The following is a 24,290-nucleotide window of genomic DNA, read 5'->3' on the forward strand; positions in this document are numbered from 1 at the left end:
CTTATATTAATTCATTAATCTGAAAAATTCAATTATTTTTTCAATAAATTAATATGCATGATTACGTTTAATTTTTAACTGAATTAACAATAAAATACATCTATTCAATATGATTCCGGTATGAATATTATTACAATATAAATAACCGAGGAGAGTATTCCTTCCTCAGTTTCACATCTCATGTACTTCAATCTTTATAATAGTTAACGTAATTCCCCACACGTCCGATTCATATACCAACCAGAAATTTAATATATTAATAAACTACTAAGTTCTTTAGTCCAGCACAATTTTGAGGCAGGAATCTTATTGCCTCAAAACAGCGGGATACAATATAAAAGGGTCTCATTTTTAATGAGACCCTTTTACCATTTCATATTTAAATCATTTTTGAAGTTTGTTTCCCTAAAATAAACACTTTAGTAAACACCATTATGATAACTACAATAGCCAGAAAATAAAGTGGCATCACGAGTAACGAGCCCGTATGCAGCTGACTCATTCCCCAAATTGTTATCGTTACAATGACATAGTACCCTAAGCTAAACAAAGCTCCGGCTGTACCAACGACATCTTGAAAATCTACTAATGCTAAACTTAAACAGTTAGGTAACGCTATCCCAATTCCTAATAGCAATATAAACATCGCTATTAAAAATGCAATCATATATATTATGTTTGCATTTGATCCAACAAACGTAATAACAGATAAAAGGATAGCTCCTCCTGTCATTACGAGACAACCGATATATATAATTTTCTCTGGTTTATACGTGGCAAGCAATCGTTTTGAAACTTTCGCTCCAATAATAGAAGCGGAAGCAACAACAATTCCTAGAAATCCATACATACTAGGCGATAACTGAAAGTATTCAATAAAGATAAACGGCGCTTCTGCATAATAGCTAAATAAAACACCATTCGTTCCTCCAATTAATAACCCATATGTTACTACTTTCGGATTTGTAATTAAACGTTTAAAAACAGAAAACACATTTATTTTATTCGTTACTGAGTCCGTTTTTGTTTCCGGAAGGGAAACAAACGTATACAGCAAAATTCCGACACTCATAACTACTAAACTTAAAAATACGATTTTAAATCCAAACATTTGATCAAGAAAACCACCAATTAACGGCCCTATCGCTGGTGTAAAAGCAATGACTGCCGAGATTTGAGCAAACATAACATGCCTCTTATGCCCTTCTACACTTTCACGTAAAATCGTTTGTGTAACAACAGAGCCAGCACTTGCTCCAAACGCTTGAATAAAACGACTTAGCAATAAAACTTCAATGGAATTTGCAATAAAGCATAAGAAACTCCCAACGCCATATACGACAATTCCAAATAACATTGCCGGGCGACGGCCAATTATATCTGATAACCATCCAATAAAAAATACACCTAAAGCAAATCCAGCAAAATACAGACTAAGTGTTAACTGTACCTCATTATTACTTACATGTAACGCCTTTGAAATATCAGGTAAAGACGGTGTGTAAATCGTTTCACTAATTTGCGGAAATGCGACAAGAATGATCATTAACAAAAGTGATGGTACTGAGACTTTTTTCATTTTTCATACCCTCCTATAACTTTGAAAATCTCAGAAATAAAAAGACTTTCCTTAGCTACGGAACAGGAGGGGCCATTATAGAAATTCGATCATAAAACAACAAAGAAAACACCTCAATTACGTATGTTAATACTTATAGGAGGGTAATATTAACATTAATTTTAATATATACTTTTTCAATTATATTACATATTGCGTTTCTTTTTCTAGTGTTGAGCCTTGGAATCTTTGTTAAAAAGATAACTTGAAGCTACCACCTTTTTATGGAATAATTAGAAATAGTTTGAATTAACAGTTCTAATTATAAAGCGATAGACTAGCATTTTTAGTGTCGTAAAGCTTGCAAACAGGAGGCCTTTCGTAATGATTGAAATTTTAAGGACAGTAATAAATTTCCTAATTTCTCTATTCTCAGGAGAATTACCAATTGTCTATTATGTGTGGATTATCGCTCTTTTTATCATGCAAATAATCCAGGCTACACTAAGCTATAAGCTCTTTAAAAAGAAAGTCAATTTTAGCACTTATATGTCAACAGAGTTACTCGCTTTTATCATTCTATTATTTGGTGGTATGTTAATATCTAAGTTACTTGCCTACATAATAGACGATCCTACTATTAGTATGACAAATGTAACACATTATTTTATTTCCCTTATCATACTAACTATATTTGTCTCTATTGGCTTTATTAAAGACTTTTTACAATCATCTATTAGTAATAAAAATGTAGCTCTTTTTACCATTTTAGTAGTGTCCTTACTAGCTAGTATACTTTCATTCAAGTTTTTATCACCTTTCATTGCAGGTTCTTTTTCTCTTTCTAAATCTTTTATAGCCACTTTAATTATTGTAGTACTCGGATTCATTGCTGTATTAATTTCTTTAGAGGAAAAGTATGCAGATGAAGAGTAATTCTTGCATTTATAGTTTGAAATTGAGTGTCTATTCTTTTTAGCCGTGTAACTAAAAAAATAACAGTCCTTGAATCGAAATTTAAGCAGAAATGAGGAAATACAATTGAGCATTGAACAACAATTATATGATACAGTGAAAAGTTTAATTGACCAAAGATACCCACACGGTTGGGGCGGAGCTGCAGCAATTCGTGTAGAAGATGGATCCATTTATACAAGTGTGGCCCCTGACGTAATAAACGCTTCAACAGAACTTTGTATGGAAACAGGTGCAATTTTAGAAGCACATAAATTTCATAAGAAAGTTACACATTCTATTTGTCTTGCAAGGGAAAATGAGCATTCTGAATTAAAAGTGTTATCACCTTGTGGTGTATGCCAAGAACGTTTATTTTATTGGGGACCAGAAGTACTATGCGCCATTACAAATCCTAAACAAGATATCATTTTCAAACCGTTAAAAGAATTGCAGCCATACCATTGGAGCGAAGCATACCATGATGAATTCGTAAAAGAATGGAGTACGTGATAACTGTTCACTAAAAAAGCACCGTCACAAATGACGGTGCTTTTTCTATGTAAGAGCTACTAGAAGGTTCCCTTCTAGCCTACTCCCATTTATAAGTCCAAAATTGTTCCAGTTGCAGCCATTTTAATGTTGCTGCATCTTTGTTTTTGATTTTTACGTGTGTTTCTTCTAACATCGCTTCTGTTTGTGAACGATGCGCACCTAGTGCAGCTAATTTATGCTCGAACACTTCACTAATATTATTTACAACATCCGGCTCACCTAATACAGCTTCACGATTTCTCGTAATCGCAACTGCATGAATGGCTGGACGTTCTTCTTTTGGCATACGCGATACAGCGCGAACGACAGCGCGGCCAAATGCATCATGATCTGGATGTACGCCGTGCTCTGGATAAAATGTAATAATTCGAGATGGATTTACTTCTTGAATGATTGCTTCAATTTTATCTGCAACGAAATCAACATCTTCAAATTCTAACGTTTTATCATGGAAACCAAGCATTCTTAAATCTTGAATTCCCATCGCTTCACATGCATCTTTTAATTCTTTTTCACGGATATTTGGAATCGTTTCACGGTTAGCGAATACGTTCTTCCCCATGTTACGTCCCATTTGTCCTAAAGTACCACATGCATACGTTACAGGTACTCCTTGATCTGTTAATAAGCGAATTGTTCCTCCCGCAGCAAATGCTTCGTCATCTGGATGCGGAAATACAACAAGTACATGTCTCTCCATAAGTTTCCCTCCTTCTTACTTAAATGGCGTTAAGCTTAACTCAAGTGCAACTGCTAAGCGACCTTGGTTATCATGCCCTGCAAGTAATAAACGCTCTTTATCGTCTACTTCCCAGTGCGTAATACCTTCTGCATATACCCAGCCATGATCCATTTTTAAACCAACTCGGTATGGATTCGTGCCAGTAATCTTCCCGCGTTCAAAGCGAATAATTGCATTTCGAATGAATGCACCAACCGTCATCATCTTTTCGTTAAAGTGTGACGCATACGCTCCGTTCGTTGTTTCTAAATGAATATATACATCTTTATTTACAAAACGTTCAATTTCATTTTGAATAAGAGAACTATCTTTTACTATTTCCATCGGAATTCACCTCTTTAAACCATTTTACGCAAAAATAATGTAAATTGCTATCTCTATATTAGAGGACAACGCCCACTTTTCCTAATAATTTGCACTGTGTTTTTTATATTTTTTATATGATATGTAAAAAATATATTTTTTCCTTCACTTTGTTAAATAGTTTTCTTTCTTTTTTGAATTTGCTACAATATATTTTATCCCGTATTTATGCAGCGAGATACATTTTGACAATTGAATACATACTTTAAAGAAGGTGACATGATTGGAACAATCAGCACATGAAGTAGCAAATTGGCAATATTATTTTGCAATTGCCGTATTTTTAATCACGTACGGATTTATTATTTCTGAGAAATTGAATCGTGCTGTAATCGCACTATTCGGCGCTGCTATTATGATTATTTTTGGAGTTGTAGATTTACATACTGCTTTCACATCACATATTCAATGGGAAACGATTACCCTTTTAATTGGGATGATGATTCTCGTACATATTACGAGTCAATCAGGCGTATTTGAATTTGTGGCCATTAAAGCAGCGAAGGCAGCTGGTGGAAAACCAATCCGCATTTTATTATTACTATCCCTATTAACTGCTGTCGGTTCTGCCTTTTTGGACAACGTAACGACCGTTCTACTAATCGTTCCTGTTACACTGTCCATTACACGTATTTTAAAAGTAAACCCTGTTCCTTATTTGATTTCAGAAGTACTATTTTCAAATATAGGTGGAACAGCAACATTAATCGGTGACCCACCGAACATTATGATTGGATCAGCAAACAAGCATTTAGACTTTAATGCCTTTTTACTAAACTTAGCTCCAATCGTAATCATTATCTCTATCGTGACACTTGGCATTATTTACTTCATGTATCGTAACAAACTAAAAACAACAACTGAGCAAATTAAAATATTAATGGCATTGAACGAAAAAGATTATATTAAAGATCAAAGCCTCCTTTTAAAATCCATTTCAATTTTAGGACTAACTATTTTAGGCTTTGTACTTCATTCGATTATTCATGTAGACGCTGCGGTTATCGCGATGACAGGCGCTACACTTCTTATGCTAATCGGAGTAAAAGAACATGATATTGAAGATGTATTTGCCCACGTTGAATGGGTAACCATTTTCTTCTTCGCTGGATTATTCGTTCTCGTTGGCGGGTTAATTGATATCGGACTTATTTCTTCACTCGCAAAAGAAGTACTCGACGTAACAAATGGCGATATCGGTTTCGCTGCGATACTTATCTTATGGGTATCAGGCATCGCATCTGCGACAATTGACAATATCCCCTTTGTCGCAACGATGATTCCGCTTATTCAAGATTTAGCTACAGGACTCGGACTATCTGTCGACTCTCCGCAAATCGAAGTACTATGGTGGGCGTTATCACTTGGGGCTTGCTTAGGAGGAAACGGAACATTAATTGGAGCATCCGCAAACGTAGTCGTTGCTGGTATTGCAAAACGTGAAGGACATGCTTTCTCGTATATGGACTTCTTAAAAATTGGTTTACCGTTAACTATTATTGCATTATTACTATCACATGCTTATATATATTTACGTTATTTAATGTAAAAGCTATAGTGCGTGAAATTATATCGATCGTTTCTTCGAATATATCAACGATTTTCTAATTATATCGACTTACCGACAAATAACGACAACGAAAAAGGTATGCAACTCTAAATTGCATACCTTTTTTCATTCACCAAAATATGCCGATAATTGCTAACCCACCTAATATCATACCGCCAATTTGTCCGACGATTGTTGGTGATAATTGAACACCCTTTCGCACTTCAACAACCGGTCTTTCGTGCCTTAGTTGCTGCACTTCACTTTGAAGTTGATGTACACTTCCGTGTAATTCTTTAATTAGTTCCTTTAATTCAGCGACCTCTTCATTTACTGGTTTTGCCTTTTCTAAATTCATTTTGCATAGCTCCTTATAAATTCAATCAGTACACTGTAAAAATTCGCCAATTATCGTTATATCTCCTGCATATTACATATATAAGAATGCATTTTTAATCTTGCAGCTCTATCCACTCGTCCCGCAATATCCCCATAATCATACGATCAAAACACTTTCCATCTCGCTGGACTGCTTCTCTCATACACCCTTCCATCTGAAAACCCATCTTTTTATACAGTGCAATGGCTGCTTTATTATAAGAAATAACATCCAGACCGACGCGGTGCAAATTCAATTCATAGAAAGCATATTTTAAGATAAGATGGATCGCTTCTCTTCCATATCCCTTCCCTCTATCATTTGCATCTCCTATACCAATGGCTAATAAACCCATTCTGTTATTCCACTCTATGCCATGAATTGCAACAAAACCAATTAAGCGATTATCTTGAACTGTTCTTAACATGAAAGCGACACTATTCGATCTCCGTCCCTTTAATAGCCCATCACTCGCTATTTCCTGTAAAGATTGTGGGAATGCTACATCTGTATCTACGTTTCTTAAATACTCACTATCTTCTTGCCACATAGCCATTACTTCAGCGTCTGCTTCTCTCATAGCTGATAATTTAATCGTTTTATTTTGAAAAAGATTCATTGTCATTTCAAACTCCCCCTTTTTTAATAACGGGGATACTTATTTTAGCCTATTTATCCCCTTATTCCATAAACTGTTTTTTTAATGGGATACTTACAATAAGCGCTGACATTGGCACATCTCCTCTACATTAAATTACATTCATTGTATAATTTTTTATTTATTCTAACAATAAAAAAAGACCCTCAAAATTTAGAGGATCTTCCTAACATCGAATCAATATTATTTCGTAAACATTTTCTCCGCTTCATCCATTGCCATTTTGTTACCTAAAGCAGAATAGTCAAGCCATGGTTGGTCATTAATAATGTATACGTGCTTTCCTTTAACAGCTTTTAAGTCTTTCCAAATTGGTGTTTCTTGAAGTTGTTTAAATGCAGCTTTTGCCTTATCGTCTCTATTTACAACAACGAAAATCGCATCTGCATCAAAGTCAGGTAATACTTCTTGTGAAATGACTTCGAAAGGACGATTTCCATCAATTTTCTCTACACCATTTGCAGGTTGTAATCCTAAGTCTTGGAATAAAATTGGTCCCATCGGTCTTTTCGTACTAAATACACGTAATTCTTTTGCAGTAACGCGAATTGCCATTACTTTTTCGTTATTACCTAACTCTTTATCTATTAAACTTTTTACTCGTTTTGATTGCTCTTCGTAATCTTGAATATATGTATCCGCTTCTTTCTCACGGTTTACAAGTTTACCAACTTGTTTTAAATGGTCTCTCCACGTACCTTCATCTAAATTGAAAGAATGTGTTTTTGCAATTTTTTCGTATTTCGCTACATCTTTGCCCGCGTATTTTTCATCCACATAAATGTCAGTTGGCTTCAATTGAAGTAATGCTTCCATATTCGGATCCGTTACAACACCAAGTTTCTTCGTATCTTTCAACTGCTCTTTTGCATGCGGTAAGAAATCTTTTAAATCTCCACCAATAACAGAGCCTACAGGTGTAATTCCTAATGCCAGTAAATTATTCGTTAAATGAATGGACATAGAAGCGATTTTCGGATCATTACTTTTTTCCGCTTTTTTCGTTGCCTCTTCATTAGATTTCGTTTGACCACATGCTGCTAATACTAAAATACACATCATGCTAAATAAAATAGTAAGTTTCTTTTTCATATGTTCTCCTCTTTGAAGTATCTATTTTGTTTTTGTAAGTAAATAAAGAAAATAAGGTGCTCCTAAAGCTGCCACTACTACACCAGCTGGAATAGAATTTGGCTCGAATATAGAACGACCTATCGTATCTGCTAGTACTAAAACAATCATTCCGATAATGCCAGCTAGTGGAAGGAAATGTTGATACGTAGTACCTACTAACTTTCTTGCAATATGCGGAGCAACTAAACCGATAAAACCAATCCCTCCTGCCATCGATACACTCGCGCAAGATAATCCAACCGCTGTAGCTAAAAGAAGTAACCGTTCTTTTTGAACAGAAACACCAAGTCCTGCTGCCACACTATCACCTAGTGACAATGCATTTAACGTTTTAGATTTTAGCCATGCATACGGGGTTAGTATGAAAATCCAAGGTAATAATGCTAGGACATGAATCCAATCCCTTCCCCACACGTTACCAACTAACCATCTAGAAGCGAATGTATATGTCTCATCATTTAACTTGAGAGAGAAAAATAACGAAATTGCACTAAATCCAGCTGAAACAGCAATACCAACGAGAATAAGTCTAATAGGAAGTAAACCTTTTGATCGATCACTCGCAAGTATAATAATTAAAAATGCAGCTAGTATTCCCCCACCAAATGTAAATAACGGTATTAAAATCGATGCATTCTCATTAATAGAATGAAAGAAAGTAACAAATATAATTAGCCCGAAAGATGCACCTGCATGTAATCCTAAAATACCAGGGTCTGCAAGTGCATTACGTGATAATCCTTGTAAAATCGCACCGGAAATCCCAAGGCCAATACCAGCTAACATGGTGATTATAATTCTTGGCATACGATAATCGTATAGCACTGTTGCGCTCTCAAAATCACCATAACCGAAAAGTGTTTGAATTACTTTAAGTGGCGCTATGCTCAGTGTCCCTGTATTTAAACTAATTAAAATGACAGCGATACTAATACAACCAAAAATTGTAGTTACAGTAATAGCTCTCTTTTTATCTGTGTTCAAAAGATCCTTCACTTATAGCTCCCTCCCAACTTTACGTGCTATATAAAGGAAGAACGGGACTCCAACAAGAGCTACCATAATTCCTATCGCGAGTTCTTTAGGAGGGTTTACTGTTCTTGCCCCTAAGTCAGCTAAAACTAATAACATTGCTCCTAATAACGCTGACATAGGAATAATGAGTCGATAATTCACACCAACTAATTTTCTAGCAATATGCGGAATAACGAGTCCTACAAATCCGATAGAACCAACAGCTGAAACAGATACACCTGCAAGAATGACTACTATAATCATCCCTAGTATTCTCGTTCGGTTCGTTTTTACTCCTAAATTCGTAGCGACGTCATCCCCCATTGATATGAGTGAAATAGATCGCCCTATCACTATCGCAAAAAGAACCGTTATAAGAATAATAGGAACTAAAAACTTCAAATGTTCCCACTTAACCCCTGCAACACCACCAGCGTACCAAAACGCTAAATCTTGACTTAAGTCATAATAAATCGCGATACCTGAACTCAACGAATGCAATAGCGCGGCCATAACTGCCCCTGCAATCGTTAACCTCATTGGTGTTAATCCGCCTGATGTTGCTGATCCGATAATAAAAATGAGTACTGTACTTAAAACCGCTCCAATAAAGGAAACAATCATTAAATAGGAATACGGCATATGCGGGAAAAAGGCAAAACTAAGTGCTACTACAAACATCGCACCTGCATTTATACCAAGCACACCTGCATCAGCTAAAGGATTTCGTGTTACCCCTTGCATTACAGCACCAGCGACTGCAAAAGCTGCTCCTACAACTGCTGCGCCAATTACCCTTGGGAGCCTTAATTCATAAATAATTTGGTGCTGCGTTAATTTCGGATTATAATCAAAAACCGCTGCCCATACGGTTTGCAAATGGATATCCTTTGCACCGAATGCAATAGCTAAAAATATAGATCCGATTAAACATAAAATTGTTAAGCTCATAAAACATATGAACTTAATATGTATCCAGCGATTATTGCCAGCATGTACAGCAAACTTATGTAACATGTTTCATTTCATCCTTTATATGCAGTTGTTTTTTATAATTATTTTTAATTTATAATCATTACTGATAATAATTATCATTTTCATTTAGATATTATATCCCCACTTTTTTTAAATAGCAAACTATTTTTTTACTTTGTTAAATATTAAAATACTTTTTACAATTCCTTACTAAAACTTACAAATACATGAAAAATAAACTACTGGCTTATTTTTTAAATTGTAGTATACTTAGTCATTATTTTGAGTTTTCCAACAAAAACATCGAAGGTGACACAATGTTCTATATAAAACAACTACTACACTTCACTTACAAGCAAGCATTATCTTGCTTATTCCCAGTCGTTATTTTCTTAACACTAGCCCTTTCAAAAATCATTTCTATCCCAGGTCTATACCGCTACGATTTCATACTCATCGTATGTCTTCTTATGCAGTGGATTATGTACAAAACTGGACTTGAAACGAAAGACGAACTAAAAGTAATTACTGTCTTCCATCTCATCGGCCTTCTACTAGAAATATATAAAGTACATCTCGGTTCATGGAGTTATCCGGAAGAAGCATATTCAAAAGTTTTTGGAGTTCCGCTTTACAGTGGTTTTATGTATGCAAGTGTTGCCAGTTACATATGCCAAGCGTGGAGAAGATTACATTTACAAATGCACCATTGGCCGAGTGCTATTTTTGCCGTACCGCTAGGCGCAATGATTTACTTCAATTTTTTCACACATCATTTTCTATATGACTTTAGATGGGTATTAACTTTACTATTATTCATCGTTTTCTTTCGGACATTTGTGGAATTTTCATTACGAGGCGTTACATATAAAATGCCACTCGTTCTTTCATTTTTCCTTATCGGGTTCTTCATTTGGATTGCGGAAAACATCGCAACATTTTTCGGAGCATGGCAATATCCAAATCAGCGGGAAGCGTGGAATCTCGTTCACTTAAGTAAAATTAGCTCATGGTTTTTACTCGTTGTTATTAGCATTATGATTGTTACACAACTCAAACATTTGAAGGAGTCGAAAAAATAATGCTGATTATGTAAAAAATAGTTAGCCCATCACTCATTAGAGAGTGATGGGCTTTTCTACCTTCCTTATTAAAGGAGTTACACATTATGAGCTACTACTAGCAGAAGATGTTGCTGCAGATGAAGCGGCAATCGTTGCCATCATAGCTGCTTGTTGTGCTTGTATGAGGACCTCTATCATTGTTTGTAAACCTGTGTTAGTAGCTTTACTTTCCTCACCTTTCTGACTTACGAACAGTTGAATAGCAATAAGAATATTCGCGTCTGTATGCCAACGGAATAATTTCTCCCCCTGTAATTTTTCAATCAGCGCTTTAATAGAATGAATCTCTTTTTCTCCATCCTCAAGTAACGCTAGTAGCCCTATGGCTGGGTAATGCATCTGTTTCACTTTTACCTTTTCTTTTTTTAACGAGTTCCATATGTTTGTACATGTTGCAACTAACATTTCTTCACGAACATCCTTCTTTAGTGAAAGGATATGACTTAAAAACTGAAGATCATTCCCTTTACGCAAACCAGCTTTCGCTAGTTTCTGATACAGACGTTCCACTCGGTCCATAAGTGTTTCTACATTCTCTGATTGTCCTGCTAGTAAAACTGCAAGTGGGTAATCATTTGTACTTGTAAGAAAAAGGTGATCCTCTTTCATACGTTTATATACTTGCATCGAACGCTGAATGTGCGTGCCATGCTGTTCATTTTCTTCTGTTAAAAGCACAGATGCTGCGAGATAAGTAAATATACTCCGACTAAAACCACCAGCAACCAATTGTTCATATAAATCTAAAAACTTCCGAAAAGCCTTCTTGTAATCTGTAAAGTGAATATCTAAAGTTGCGGCCACCACAAAGCGATGATAAGACTTTAAGTATGAAAACATCCCTACTTGATTTTTAATATAACTACTAATCTCTAAAAAACGTCCGAGATTAAACAATTTATCACTACCTGTATACATAGCAGCAATCATCATACCTGTTCGAGAATCACTCGTTTTCCATTTTAGTTCTCGCTTTAACTGTGTATACGTATGTGTGTATTGCTCCAACTTTTGTTCTAATGTAATCATAGTATTCACCCCTATTTCTAGTTCTTCTCTTTTATTATACTTATATTTCATGCAGGTTTCGCAACCTTAATTCTGTATTATCTTCAATATTTTTCTATTATGTAAAACAAATATAATAACTATTCCTATTTTATCAGTATCAAGATTGCAATCGCTTATGCCCCTTTAAGCTCAACGACAAAAAGGATAGATAATAAATTATCTATCCTTTTTGTCGTTATATTATTTCACAATACAGGTGTAATTTCGTTTTTTACATGCAATTACAACTAAAGAGCTTTAATAATACGTTCCATCGCCTTCATTTGTCCAATATGATCAGCTTCATGATAAAGCATCATACCGTAAAGCTCCCCTACCGTTTCCAATCCTAGGAATGGCTCTGGCAGTTTATTTTCAAATGCTTCTGCTGGAATTTCGTTAATACGTTTCGCTTGTTCTTTTAATTGAGCCGTTAACACTTCTAACGATGGTCCTTCTGTTTTCCATTTAGATGGTCTTGATCCATATCCAAACATGCCTGGATATTCAGTTGGTAATTGTTTAAATTCTTTTCCAAACATGAAAACTTCTGCTGCCGTTAACACATGGCCGATATGCCAGCGAATTGTATTGTTAAAACCTTCTGGCTGCGTATCCACAGTTTTATCATCTAACGTTTCCATAAATTTAAGTAATGCCCCGCGCGTTATTTCAAATTGTTTTAAACCAACTAATCTATTCATTTGATCGTTCTCCCTCTTCATGTACCATTTATTATGAACTAAAAATGTTCAATTTATTAAAGTTTCACCTTGTTTAATCTATCAGAAACAATGAAGAAATACATCTAATATGCTTAGCAAAAATAATAAAAAGGTTCACCTCTCGTACATATAGAATTATTTACTACACAAATAGTTTAGTAAATAAAAGAGGAGTGTTAATTTCATGTTACATATTTTAAAACAACAATATAATCTTATTAGCTCTACAAGAGAAACCCTATTTTCGTTTTTGGAAGAAATCCCACTAGAAAAATTACATAGCACTGTTCCAAATTTCGGGAGCGGTAGCATTATAAAGACGCATATTCATGTAGCCGATTGCTATCGATACTGGCTTGGATCATTTGCATTTAAGCAAAAGCGAGCAGATTTTTCATTTGCTAGTGATTATGAAATTGAGTATGCAGATGTAGAGAAAGTCCGTGCTAGATTTAAGTTAGTAGATGAGACTGTACAACGTTTTTTAGATGAATACAATGACCGCTGGCTCGAAAATATAGCAAATGAAGTGAAATGGCAAAAAGAACCTTGGAGTACAACACCGCTATGGCTTTTAACTCATACAGAGACACATGAGTTTCATCATAAAGGACAAATTGTATCAATGGCTCGTCACCTTGGATACAATCCTCCTGATACAGACCTTAGTTAATTCGATTATTTTAACAAATGAACTACTAGAACTGTCGTTAACGTTGTTTATGTATATGGAAAAGCTCTTCATTCTTTTTAATGTTGTTTATAGTTTTACAAATTTTTTTACGGCACAAACTTGTATTATATTTTAATTATGTTTGTGTCGTATTCTTATTAATTAGTTTCACATCCATAAAAAATATATTAATATGTTTCCTTTTATTATTTCAATTACCTAATCAATAAGGGATTCTTTCTTTTCATTATTACTTTATACAAAATAAATACGAAAATTCCGAAAATAAAAGTTGAAAATGCTGGTAACACTTTATCATTTGGCACGTACACACTCCAAAAAGAATTAAGAAGCGCATGGAAAATTAGACACATAAAAATACTTTTAGTTGCGTTATACATTGTAGTTAATAAGAACGATATGGCAATTGTCGTAATTATAAAAGCTATAAAATCCCTTTGAGTTTGATTCGTGCCCGGAATAAACCATAACGGCCAGTGCCAAATAGCCCATATAAAGCTCACAATAATCGTACTAAAAAATGCCGAAAACCTTTTCTGAAGGGCAGGCTGTAAGAATCCTCTCCATCCGATTTCTTCAAGACCACCACCAACGATCATTATTGGAAAACTAAGTAATGCCACGTATAATGGTTTTTGCATCGTTGCTCCACCAAATATTATTGGCAGATAACAACTAATAAAAGCCAAAACAACGATTAGAATATACCATAAAAAATGATACTTAGGATTAACAACATTTTTTATAAACACTCTGAACTCTTCTTTTGATCCATATTTTTTCTTTAAGCTAATTGCAACGATTGCCGGCATAATTCCCCCAAAAACAAATACTATCATCGCTAGCGGTGTACCAAATGTCGTAATGTTAAATTTTATTAAGTTAATTAATAGCCCCCATAGTATCCATGTAAATATTAAAGTGCACATTACATATCGTTTAATTTCTTTCCCCATTTACTTGCCTCCTTTGTTTTAATTACAGCATAAATTTGGATGAAAGAAAATACTTTATGTTAAATTATTCCAAAACACAAAGAAGCATCTATACTCAATTAGATCTTTACAAACAATCCCGCTACCTGCTTTAATTCAGTTGAGGTCTGAAGTTAGAGTCTTACTATTCATTAATCCTGAATAAACAAAGAGCATGCTTTGAAACCCAATCAAAACATGCTCTTTAAATATGCTATCTTAAATTTTTTATAATATGATCAATACCAAATAGTCTCCGCATAATTATATGCGTCACTATTCGGAATAGCATGTTTCCCTTGCGCCTGTGCCTTTCTTGGATCTAAATCATATACCATTGGCGTATAGCATGATGTTTGCCCTTTATTTACAACACCATTTCCTCCAGTACTCCCACAAGTATATGCCTTTCCATCTGTTTTTCTTACGATTCTTGCATCAGCTTCGTTATTATATACTGCTGCACGAGTTACTGTAACTTTTGCCCATGCTGTCTTACACGTCGTGCTAAATTTTAATTCCACATAAGAATTGGAATCAATCCACTTCTTTTCTTTCGTTACTGCGGATTGGTCACAACTATTATAGTAAGGACTTTTCCCATCATATGAATGGTCTTCTGCATATGCTTTATCATTACCAGTCATACTAAACATACTAGTTAAAACGAGCAAAGATAGAAAAAAACATGCGCTTAGCTTTTTTAAAAGTTTCATAGCAATCCGCTCCTTTTTAATAGCGTCCAGTTTTCCCGTAACCATTATTAATCGTCACCGCTTCGGCATCAGCTGTATAACCAAAATCAGCAGTTAAATCAAATACCATTCCTGTATAAGTGCTCGTTTGACCTGTTTTTATTGCTCCATTACCACTATTAGAATCTACTGATTTTTGGAATACACCGTTTTTATATTTATTAATAACGGCGTAAGCATATATTCCCCCAGAAACAGAAGGTGCTGGTTGATCTAAAACAAGCTTAGACCATGCTGCATGACATTTATTACTATAACGTAAATACACTGTCCCTACTTTTTTACTCCCTTCATATACAGCTGTAGACTTTGCATTAAATCCATCTGCATCACACGTTGTACTACCTCCGTATACTTTCGTTGTTGCTGGATTTTTCCCGTCATAATAACTACTTAAATCAGTAGCTGCAAATGTACTTCCTTGGAAACTAAATAATACACCTACACTCACTACACTTAACACACATACTTTCATTAACTTTTTAAACATTGTAAATCTCCTCCTTCAAAATAAGTACGTATCATAAAGACAATCTATCCCCTATGTAAGCCCTCCTTTCATGCTTCCTAGAGGCATCTTACAGAAACGAATAAACGTTGTAAATTCCCTTATAGTTATTGGAATATACGAAGAAATTTACTTATCCGTCTAAGAAAAAAAGTTGAGAAATACACATTTTATTGCATCCTTATTTAAAACATAAAAGAACCGATACTTATTTCACTCAAGCATCGGTTCTTTATACAAAATTGTCATTTTTTCTTTTATATAAATCAAATATTTCTCCACTTAATCCGTTGTAAAAAACTCCCTCGTCACATCAATAAATTGTTGCAGCGGCACTGTCATCCATTTATCTTTATGCCAAGCAATTTGTGTATAAATCGGTGAGATTGCACTTTCTAAATGTAACTCTTTTATCGTCCCTTCTCGTATATCTTTTTCTACTACTATTGCTGGTAAAACTGCTATTCCTAAATCTGCAATAACACATTGTTTAATTGCCTCGACACTAACGAACTCAATTTTATTTGCTGGATACACATCTTCTGTACGAAATAGCTCTTCAAATAAAGTTCGGTACGAGCAACCAAGTTCTGTTAACAAAAGTGTTTCCGTTTCTATATCTTTTATAGAAACGGAAGTTTGCTCGAGTAAATGATGCCCTGAAGCAGCTACTACTTTTAATTCTTCTTTCATAAGCGGCTCCACATGTAAAGCATCTTCTGTTTTACATTCGTCCAAAATAAAGGCAAGATCGACTTTTCCCTCCATCAATTGTTCCTTCGCATCTTTATTGGAATGCGCTGGTTTAAATATAAGCTTTATTTGAGGAAATTGCGCTTTAAACCTCTTTAATATAGATGGCAGCCTATATGTACATTGACTCTCTTGCGCACCGATTATTAACGTACCTGCTATTTCCTTATCATCTTTCACAGCCATTTTCGCTTCGTTGCTGAGCGCAATCATCTTGTCGGCATATAGTTGAAACTTCCTACCTGCTTCAGTTAAGAAAAGACGTTTTCCTAATCTTTCAAATAACGGCGTACCTAGCTCAGCTTCTAACGTTTTAATTTGCGCTGTCACACTCGATTGAGCAAAGTTTAATTTCTTCGCAGTTTGCGTAAAATTCAAAGTATCCGCTGCTACTTTAAATGTAATTAATTGTTTTATCTCCATTTATCGTCCCTCTTTTCAATCGATATTTCCGATTGATTTCATCGAAATAATCCTCTTTGTCTATTGATATTTGTATTGTATGATAAAGAGCATCGACAAACAATAAAATGGAGGTATTCCATATGAAAGCACTTTGTTTCGAACAGTTCGGAAACCCAGATGTACTACAATTTAAAGAAATACATGACCCAATCATAAATCCAAATGAAATTCTTATCCGCACGAAAGCAATCGGATTAAACTTCGCTGATATTTATAGACGCCGCGGTGATTATCATCTCGCTGGTAACCCGCCTTATATATTAGGTTATGAAGGCGCCGGCATTGTTGAACAAGTAGGAGCTGACGTTACGAATATTAATCCTGGAGACCGTATCGCATTTGCTGATGTACCTTTTGCAAATGCAGAACTAGTTGCTGTTCCATCGGAGAAAGCAATTAAGCTTCCAGATTCTATCTCTTTTGAAACAGCCGCTTCTGTCTTATTACAAGGATTAACAGCACATTATTTAACGAAAGATAGCTATCAAATAATACAAGGTGATATAGCTTTAGTACATGCCGCAGCTGGTGGTGTTGGACAACTTCTTATTCAAATCATTAAACTACTAGGCGGAAAGGTAATCGGCCTCACGTCATCAAAAGAAAAAGCACAAATAGCTACATTAGCTGGTGCTGATCACGTATTTTTATATACGGAAGCATGGCCTGCGAAAGTACTTGAAATAACAAACGGTGATGGAGTAAATGTTGTATATGAATCAGTAGGTTCTACACTAGAGGAAAGTTTTAGCGCTACTAAAACTGGTGGTACTGTCGTATTTTACGGAATGGCTGGCGGTAATCCTGCTCCCGTTGATCCGCGTATGCTTATGGATACTTCAAAAACTTTAACTGGCGGAGACCTTTGGAACGTGCTTACATCTTATGAAGAGAGAAAAGAACGCTCCTCTCAATTATTCGAATGGATTACGACCGAAAAATTAAAGATCGCAAGTCCTACTACCTTCTCTTTACAAGATGGTGCCCGTGCTCATGAATTATTAGAGAGCCGAAAAAGCACAGGGAAGATTTTATTAATCCCATAATTCATAAAATAAAAAGGAAGCTAGATTTCTCTATCTTCCTTTTCTTATTTTTATATTTCCACACTTTCTTTCCCTTTTGCAACATAACTCATATCTCCAACCGACTCGACTGTGTATGTTCCATTTTGATATATAATCTTCGTCACACTAGCATTTTCTACTCCAAGTTTTGTTTTGCTACTGTCTAACATTTCGATTAAGGTAGTAATCAAAAGCCCATGAACGACAACTAAAACGTTACCGCCACCACTTTTAGTAGATTCTTCACTAATTTTATCAATTTCTGCTTTTATACGCGTAGAAAATAATTCCCAATCTTCCGCCTGTTTTGTAGGGTCTGCTGCTCTAATGAGATTAATCACTTCTTGAATAGAAAACTTCATAAGTTCTTCTGGTGATGTAACGCCCGCAGCTTTTCCAACCATATCCCACATACTTTCAAGTTTTTCACCTTCAAAAATACCAAAATTTAATTCTCGTAAATTTTTTCTTTGCTCTAGTTTCAATTTTGATTGCTCACTATATTTTAATACTAAATTAGCAGTTTCAATCGCTCGGCCACTATCACTACTATATGCACTCATAAAATGAACATCTTTTAATCCCGTTCCTAAATTAGAGGCAACTTCCACACCTTTTTCTACTAACGGAGAGTCTGCCCAACCTTGCGCGCGATGATTCGTATTTAATATTGTTTTACCGTGCCTTGTAACATATAACGTAACTACATTCTCATTGCTATCTGTTTCTCGATTCTTCATTCTTTTCTCTCCCTTTACATTTCTATATCAATTTTACCATCTTAATTATTCATTGAGCAAAATATACGTAAGTGCATTTGTTTAATAAAAAAGCTATCTTTCTGTATATCCCTACAAAAAGATAGCATCTTTTATGATTACATTTTTTTAACCGATACTCCTACTCAGCAAATGCACTCGAATACTCAACAACTCCTTCTACACCTTCAAGAGCATTCCCTCTCAGTTCCATCACCATAAACACTTCATCTGGTACTTCAAATGGTGCTTTTATATTCCACTCACTTGCTTTCTTAAAACCAAATTTCGGATAGTACTCTGGATGGCCTAATACTACAACTGACCCGTATCCAAGGCCTTTTGCTTTTTCTAACGCAGCTATAATAAGTTTACCGCCAATTCCTTTTCTCTGATGAATTGGAGTAACTGAAACTGGTGCAAGTGCTAACGATTCTACAGAATTTTCACCCTGTTCTATCGTAATTTTCGATAATAGAATATGACCGACTATTTCCTCATCTACTGCAACGATTGATAATTCTGGAATAAATGCATCACATTTTCTAATACGACTCACAAGTTCATGTTCTGTTTTATCGCTACATTCTTCATGTGAAAATGCTTGCTGTACAACTTCTTCTGTTTTCCTATAATCATTTTGTTGCTCTTGTCTAATCGCTACCATTTTAACTTATCCTCTATTCTTTCTTATTTCTTTTTGGATTTTACGAAGCGCTTTTTTCGATCCGCGCTCAATATCATGTTGCATTTTTCTTTCTTTATAATCGACAAATAGTGTATTTAAATCGTATCCCTCTGGATATAATTCTTTTGCTGCTACCTCTAAAGTAATACGTTTTACATTTACTTCAACGAATTTACCGTTATAATATACAACGACGTTATAAAAATTATCTATTTCCTTATAGATAATACCAAAATCATCATGACCTAATAAATTTACACGATCGCCAATTTTGTACTCGTAATAATTTTCTCTTTTTTCTTGCACAAATTTCGGTTTTCTAATTTTACTTTCATTCACTTTTTCTAGCGCATATTCTTTATTTTCCATATACGCTTTCGCTCTTTGTAGTACACGTTCTCTTACATTCATTTTATTCGCAATCCAAAGCGCATTACTTTCACCTGATTTACCGATCACTAATTTATAAAGCGGTTCTAGTGTCTCACTATTAAATTGCATTGCTGCGTTCATAAAATCATCGTGCATTTCTGAGAAGCGTTTAATTTCACCATAATGTGTACTCGCAACTGTAATACATCCCGCAAGATAAAACTCCTCTAAAATAGAGATTGCAAGTGCTGCCCCTTCATTCGGTTCAGTCCCGCTTCCTATTTCATCAAATAATAGCAACGTATTATTGTTTGACATCCTCATAATTTCAGATAGATTTTTCATATGAGATGAAAATGTACTGAGTGCATTTTCGATACTTTGATTATCACCAATATCTACAAATACATTTTCAAAAATAGCAATTTCTGTTTCTTTATCTCCAGCGATGTGCAAGCCTGACATTGTCGCTAAAGTTAACAATCCGATTGTTTTTAATACAATTGTTTTCCCGCCCGCATTCGGTCCTGTAATAATTAAACTACGGTAGTTTTGACCAATTTCAAAGTGTAACGGTACTACTTTTCCACTTAAAAGCGGATGCTTACAATTTACTAAACGAATGTAGCCATGATCATTTAATTCCGGCTCTATTCCATCGATTGATTTACTAAACTTCGCTTTTGCAAATACCATATCATACTGACTAATTAATTCCATATTAATTTTTATATGATAAATATTTTCTACTACCATCCCTGATAAAGTCGCTAAAATTTGATACTCTTCCATCGCTTCTTCTGCTTTCACACTAGCGAGTTCCGCGTTTAACTTTGTAACCGTATGCGGTTCTACAAATACAGTAGAACCCTTAGCAGACGCTTCAACTATACTTCCCGCAACTTGATTTTTATAAGAAGATTTAATTGGAATCGTATACCTATCATCCTTCTTACTAATAAAGAATTCTTGAATATACTTCTTATTTGCACTACTATTTAAAAACTTCGTTAAACGTTCTTTTATTTTCCCTTCTACCGAATCAATGTTATTTCGAATTCGTTTTAGCTCTTTACTAGCAGCTGCATCAATGCTATTTCCTTTAATGGAAAAATTAATTTCCTCTTCAATACTTTTAAATTCAGTCATTGAATTTGCATAAGAAGCTAATACTGGCGCAAAAAATTCTTTATCTAACATAAATTTTTTAATCTTTCTACAGCCACGTAAAAAGTCTGAAACACTTACTAACTCTTCAGGATCTAAAATCATCCCTTTTTCTAATTTTTGAATTGTACTAGCAATATTTGAAATACCGAAAAAAGGAACATGCCCTTCTGCATCTACTATAGCTCGTGCTTCCGTCGTTTCATTCAAGCGATTTCTCACTACTTTTATACTCGTACTCGGTTCTAATTTATTTAATAATTCCTTACCTAATCCACTTACACAATAAGATTTCACTATATCCTTCAATTCGTTATATTGTAATTTTTCAAAAGTCATCGTATTCATTTTGTTTCTCCTCACTATGATTGATTTTTATCATAAATGAAGATACCTACCCATTAGATTCCAATGAGCCCTACACGATTCAATTACCATTTTTATACATTAAAAATATATACAAAAAAGCTGCGGGGATACCGCAGCTTTTACATTTACAAGGCATGTGTAATAACATATGAGGAAATAAGCCATAAAAAACAGATGGCAATCCCATTATTACACGCTTTATAAAGTATTGTAGGTATCTTCATAGGTATCGAAATAAATCCATGACAAAATTAGGGGTATGATATACATAAAAATCCCCTGTTCTTATCCGATTTATTTCATTAAATTTTTCCTATTTAGTACCTACCGCACTCACAAAAAGCACCTCTCATTAATTTATATTATAGTCATTGAAATCTAATTTACTGAAATCATCATACTATATGTTTTGTGAGAAGTAAAGGTGTCATGCTTAATTAATACGCATCTATAACATTTCAATATCACGGCATACACTTGAATTAAATCCAACTTTCATTTCACTGCGAAAAAATCAAATAAGTGCCTCCGCTATTGCGAATGTCATTTACTTCCCCTAATACATTTAATATTTATGACAAGCAATCATAGGAGGTTACTATATGAGCGAACAATATATTATTTTACATGGACCTGCTCTTGAACCAGATTTAATTGGCCCCACACTACCACCAATTCCACCATCTATATTCCCTACCGGGCCTACTGGAATTGGAATAACTGGTCCCACTGGAGCAACCGGTTTAGGGATCCTCCCCGTATTTGGAACAATAACTTCTGAAATAGGTATCGGTTTTTCAGCAGTAGTTAATACAAATGTTATTTTCACCATTCCAGGACCTGTTAGTGGAACTACTCTAAATCCAGTAGACAACTCCATTACAATTAATACTACTGGTGTATACTCAGTATCGTTTTCAATCGTATTTGTGATACAAGCTATTTCGTCTAGTATATTAAATCTTACAATAAACGATTCAATTCAATTCGCAATTGAATCACGATTTGGTGGTGGTCCTGGGGTAAGAGCTACATCCGCCAGAACTGATCTATTATCTTTAAACCAAGGAGATGTTCTTCGAGTACGAATAAGAGAAGCCACAGGTGACATTATTTATTCCAACGCATCCCTTGTTGTCTCAAAAGTCGACTAGTTCATTTATTAAAATAACGATTTAGGAATGATAACAATATAAAAAGAAGAGGAAAACTTATATTTCAGTCTACCTCTTCTTTTCTATTAACAATTCACTGCTGAACATATATGGAAACTGATCCTCCACTTACATGGAACTGCCCCCATCCATCCTTATTAATTGTTACAGTATTTGTTTGATTACCCGTCATATCGTGCCATACTTCCCCTGCATTATTCTTTCCAACATCCATCCACTTTGATCCTCCCGGTCCATCAGAGATTAATGTCGCTAAACCAGAATTAGCATGTACACTATCACCTTCTCTTGTCCATCCAATCACATCTGGATGGTCTAAATAATCACGCTGCGTACCATATGCAAAGTTTTTTCGTGCTGTCAAAATCGGATCAATTTTATCTTTTAACGCTGGAATTTCATAACTACTATTTCCGCTTGTCCCATAGTAATCACCATAAAAAACTGAAGGATAGCCCTCTGCACGAGTTAAAATAAATGCATATGCCAACGGTTTAAACCACGGACTTACTACAGATTCCAATGACTGACCAGGCTGCGAATCATGATTCTCAACGAGAGTAACCGCGAGTGCAGGATGATTTTGCATTACTGTTCCATTTAAAATATTTCTCATATCATAATTCCCATTTCCTTTTGAAGCATAATGAAAATTGTAATGCAGTGGTGCATCAAATACAGATTGATTATAATTGACTTTCGCTAAATAATTATTTAAAGTTTGGATATCATTTTGCCAATATTCAGCCACCGTAAACATTTCTTTCCCCGTTTGCTGTCTGACATGATTTACCCAATCGCGTAAATATTCATGATCAATATGCTTAACAGCATCTAAACGAAAGCCATCTAAATTTAATTCATTCGCATACCACGTCCCCCAATTTTTCATCTCATTCGCAACATCTGGATGATCAAAATCAAGGTCTGCATACATCAAATAATCATAATTTCCATTCTCACTAGACACTTCCCAGTCCCACGCTTTACCTATACCCCTAAATTTATAAATTCGATTTAATTTCCTTCCTTCATCCCAATCCGTTCCGTCAAAATGATACCATTTCCATTTGAAATTAGAATAAGTATCTCCGCGCCCTGGAAAGTTAAACCCTGTCCATGCATTAATTTTATAATCACCTGATACTTCAATATTTCGATTGTTACGATCTACCTCAACAGCTGTTACAGTTTCAGTATAATCTGCTCCACCTTTATGATTCATAACTACATCACCATATACATCGATGTTTTGCTTATGTAAAGCTTCAATTGCAGATTTCAACTGTGCTTTTGTCCCATATTTCGTCCGCACCGTTCCTTTTTGATTGAATTCTCCTAAATCATATAAATCATACGCTCCATATCCTACGTCATTTTGCGTAGTTCCTTTATATGCAGGCGGTATCCAGACAGATGTAATTCCTTTCTGAGCTAAATTTCCAGCATCCGAATGCAAACGATTCCAATGATTCCCATCATTCGGAGCATACCACTCAAAATACTGCATTAACGTCCCATTGTTAATCGTATCTGCATATACTTTACTCCTCCCATATATACTAGGTAAAAACAAAACAACCGACAAGCCGACTACTATTATTCTTTTCAACATATTTACACCATCCCCTTTCAAGAAAACGTTTGCATAGTTTATCGAAATTATTATAATATTCGTTCTACAATTAGTAAAGTAGCAATCTCTCACTCTCCCACATTATTTTTTAGTCTAACTTCACATATTTAACAAATACTTCAAAGTAGT

General features: G+C 34.9%; 25 protein-coding genes. 7 read left to right on the forward strand and 18 right to left on the reverse strand.

All coding sequences use genetic code 11. The features are described from left to right. Positions 1-379: 379 nt before the first annotated feature. Positions 380-1,579 (reverse strand): multidrug effflux MFS transporter, encoded by a 1,200-nt coding sequence (locus tag ACLBWW_RS21485; protein ID WP_447614229.1) that lies wholly within the window; start codon positions 1,577-1,579, stop codon positions 380-382. 363 nt (positions 1,580-1,942) lie between these two features. On the opposite strand from ACLBWW_RS21485, the gene ACLBWW_RS21490 reads away from it, so the two are divergent. Both ACLBWW_RS21490 and ACLBWW_RS21495 read left to right on the forward strand, forming a co-directional pair. After that, positions 1,943-2,494 (forward strand): DUF5823 family protein, encoded by a 552-nt coding sequence (locus tag ACLBWW_RS21490; RefSeq protein WP_048543823.1) that lies wholly within the window; start codon positions 1,943-1,945, stop codon positions 2,492-2,494. 105 nt (positions 2,495-2,599) lie between these two features. Then, the gene (locus tag ACLBWW_RS21495; protein ID WP_447614230.1) at positions 2,600-3,025 is read left to right on the forward strand and encodes a cytidine deaminase; all 426 of its coding nucleotides are present in this window, start codon (positions 2,600-2,602) and stop codon (positions 3,023-3,025) included. A 79-nt stretch (positions 3,026-3,104) separates the two neighbouring features. Here ACLBWW_RS21495 and bshB2 read toward each other — a convergent pair whose 3' ends face one another. Together bshB2 and ACLBWW_RS21505 are read right to left on the reverse strand one after the other, a co-directional pair. Then, a complete protein-coding gene (bshB2, locus tag ACLBWW_RS21500) occupies positions 3,105-3,767 on the reverse strand; it encodes a bacillithiol biosynthesis deacetylase BshB2 (protein ID WP_048543828.1) in 663 nt (220 codons plus the stop codon). A gap of 15 nt (positions 3,768-3,782) precedes the next feature. Next, the gene (locus ACLBWW_RS21505; RefSeq protein ID WP_000407039.1) at positions 3,783-4,133 is read right to left on the reverse strand and encodes a YojF family protein; all 351 of its coding nucleotides are present in this window, start codon (positions 4,131-4,133) and stop codon (positions 3,783-3,785) included. A 262-nt stretch (positions 4,134-4,395) separates the two neighbouring features. On the opposite strand from ACLBWW_RS21505, the gene ACLBWW_RS21510 reads away from it, so the two are divergent. Continuing rightward, positions 4,396-5,721, forward strand: coding sequence for an ArsB/NhaD family transporter (locus ACLBWW_RS21510; RefSeq protein ID WP_048543830.1), 1,326 nt, complete (start codon positions 4,396-4,398; stop codon positions 5,719-5,721). 130 nt (positions 5,722-5,851) lie between these two features. On the opposite strand, the gene ACLBWW_RS21515 is transcribed toward ACLBWW_RS21510, so the two are convergent. The 5 genes from ACLBWW_RS21515 to ACLBWW_RS21535 form a co-directional block, all read right to left on the reverse strand. Beyond that, complete coding sequence (locus tag ACLBWW_RS21515; protein ID WP_001047304.1) at positions 5,852-6,079, reverse strand: hypothetical protein; 228 nt, start codon at positions 6,077-6,079, stop codon at positions 5,852-5,854. 94 nt (positions 6,080-6,173) lie between these two features. Further along, entirely contained in the window at positions 6,174-6,725 is a 552-nt protein-coding gene (locus tag ACLBWW_RS21520; RefSeq protein WP_048543832.1) for a GNAT family N-acetyltransferase, read from the reverse strand. A gap of 216 nt (positions 6,726-6,941) precedes the next feature. Continuing rightward, complete coding sequence (locus ACLBWW_RS21525) at positions 6,942-7,850, reverse strand: iron-hydroxamate ABC transporter substrate-binding protein (RefSeq protein ID WP_048543835.1); 909 nt, start codon at positions 7,848-7,850, stop codon at positions 6,942-6,944. A gap of 21 nt (positions 7,851-7,871) precedes the next feature. Continuing rightward, a complete protein-coding gene (locus ACLBWW_RS21530; protein WP_097889787.1) occupies positions 7,872-8,888 on the reverse strand; it encodes a FecCD family ABC transporter permease in 1,017 nt (338 codons plus the stop codon). Next, on the reverse strand, positions 8,889-9,923 hold the full coding sequence (locus ACLBWW_RS21535; RefSeq protein WP_048543839.1) for a FecCD family ABC transporter permease: 1,035 nt from the start codon (positions 9,921-9,923) through the stop codon (positions 8,889-8,891). A 275-nt stretch (positions 9,924-10,198) separates the two neighbouring features. Here ACLBWW_RS21535 and ACLBWW_RS21540 point away from each other — a divergent pair, with 275 nt between their 5' ends. Further along, positions 10,199-10,963 (forward strand): DUF817 domain-containing protein, encoded by a 765-nt coding sequence (locus ACLBWW_RS21540; protein ID WP_048543841.1) that lies wholly within the window; start codon positions 10,199-10,201, stop codon positions 10,961-10,963. An 84-nt stretch (positions 10,964-11,047) separates the two neighbouring features. Here the strand turns inward: ACLBWW_RS21540 and ACLBWW_RS21545 are convergent, their stop codons facing one another. Continuing rightward, positions 11,048-12,085 carry a DUF4003 domain-containing protein gene (locus ACLBWW_RS21545; protein WP_098078045.1) on the reverse strand — a complete coding sequence of 346 codons (1,038 nt, stop codon included), beginning with the start codon at positions 12,083-12,085 and terminating at the stop codon, positions 11,048-11,050. Positions 12,086-12,303: 218 nt separating this feature from the next. After that, on the reverse strand, positions 12,304-12,780 hold the full coding sequence (locus tag ACLBWW_RS21550; RefSeq protein ID WP_116442961.1) for a DinB family protein: 477 nt from the start codon (positions 12,778-12,780) through the stop codon (positions 12,304-12,306). Between the two features lie 184 nt (positions 12,781-12,964). On the opposite strand from ACLBWW_RS21550, the gene ACLBWW_RS21555 reads away from it, so the two are divergent. Then, on the forward strand, positions 12,965-13,453 hold the full coding sequence (locus ACLBWW_RS21555; protein ID WP_048543844.1) for a DinB family protein: 489 nt from the start codon (positions 12,965-12,967) through the stop codon (positions 13,451-13,453). A 215-nt stretch (positions 13,454-13,668) separates the two neighbouring features. On the opposite strand, the gene ACLBWW_RS21560 is transcribed toward ACLBWW_RS21555, so the two are convergent. From ACLBWW_RS21560 to ACLBWW_RS21575, 4 genes are all read right to left on the reverse strand, one after another. Further along, complete coding sequence (locus tag ACLBWW_RS21560; protein ID WP_048543849.1) at positions 13,669-14,430, reverse strand: CPBP family intramembrane glutamic endopeptidase; 762 nt, start codon at positions 14,428-14,430, stop codon at positions 13,669-13,671. 257 nt (positions 14,431-14,687) lie between these two features. Then, positions 14,688-15,164 carry a DUF2690 domain-containing protein gene (locus ACLBWW_RS21565; protein ID WP_048543851.1) on the reverse strand — a complete coding sequence of 159 codons (477 nt, stop codon included), beginning with the start codon at positions 15,162-15,164 and terminating at the stop codon, positions 14,688-14,690. A 16-nt stretch (positions 15,165-15,180) separates the two neighbouring features. Then, positions 15,181-15,693: a DUF2690 domain-containing protein gene (locus ACLBWW_RS21570; protein ID WP_000473763.1), complete on the reverse strand. Its 513-nt coding sequence runs from the start codon at positions 15,691-15,693 to the stop codon at positions 15,181-15,183. A 300-nt stretch (positions 15,694-15,993) separates the two neighbouring features. Then, positions 15,994-16,887 (reverse strand): LysR family transcriptional regulator, encoded by an 894-nt coding sequence (locus tag ACLBWW_RS21575; protein ID WP_048543853.1) that lies wholly within the window; start codon positions 16,885-16,887, stop codon positions 15,994-15,996. Positions 16,888-17,009: 122 nt separating this feature from the next. Between ACLBWW_RS21575 and ACLBWW_RS21580 the strand changes: the two genes are divergently transcribed. After that, a complete protein-coding gene (locus ACLBWW_RS21580; protein WP_048543855.1) occupies positions 17,010-17,975 on the forward strand; it encodes a quinone oxidoreductase family protein in 966 nt (321 codons plus the stop codon). Positions 17,976-18,025: 50 nt separating this feature from the next. Here the strand turns inward: ACLBWW_RS21580 and ACLBWW_RS21585 are convergent, their stop codons facing one another. The 3 genes from ACLBWW_RS21585 to ACLBWW_RS21595 form a co-directional block, all read right to left on the reverse strand. Further along, on the reverse strand, positions 18,026-18,736 hold the full coding sequence (locus tag ACLBWW_RS21585) for a histidine phosphatase family protein (protein WP_048543858.1): 711 nt from the start codon (positions 18,734-18,736) through the stop codon (positions 18,026-18,028). A gap of 160 nt (positions 18,737-18,896) precedes the next feature. Next, positions 18,897-19,421, reverse strand: coding sequence for a GNAT family N-acetyltransferase (locus ACLBWW_RS21590; RefSeq protein WP_048543860.1), 525 nt, complete (start codon positions 19,419-19,421; stop codon positions 18,897-18,899). A gap of 6 nt (positions 19,422-19,427) precedes the next feature. Next, on the reverse strand, positions 19,428-21,329 hold the full coding sequence (locus ACLBWW_RS21595) for an endonuclease MutS2 (RefSeq protein WP_098706350.1): 1,902 nt from the start codon (positions 21,327-21,329) through the stop codon (positions 19,428-19,430). A gap of 623 nt (positions 21,330-21,952) precedes the next feature. Between ACLBWW_RS21595 and ACLBWW_RS21600 the strand changes: the two genes are divergently transcribed. Continuing rightward, complete coding sequence (locus ACLBWW_RS21600) at positions 21,953-22,504, forward strand: collagen-like exosporium glycoprotein BetA (RefSeq protein ID WP_098068267.1); 552 nt, start codon at positions 21,953-21,955, stop codon at positions 22,502-22,504. 94 nt (positions 22,505-22,598) lie between these two features. Here ACLBWW_RS21600 and amyS read toward each other — a convergent pair whose 3' ends face one another. Beyond that, the gene (gene amyS / locus ACLBWW_RS21605; protein WP_048543867.1) at positions 22,599-24,140 is read right to left on the reverse strand and encodes an alpha-amylase; all 1,542 of its coding nucleotides are present in this window, start codon (positions 24,138-24,140) and stop codon (positions 22,599-22,601) included. Positions 24,141-24,290: the final 150 nt, after the last annotated feature.

The sequence above is a fragment of the Bacillus sp. M5A3_1b genome (genome assembly GCF_053345335.1).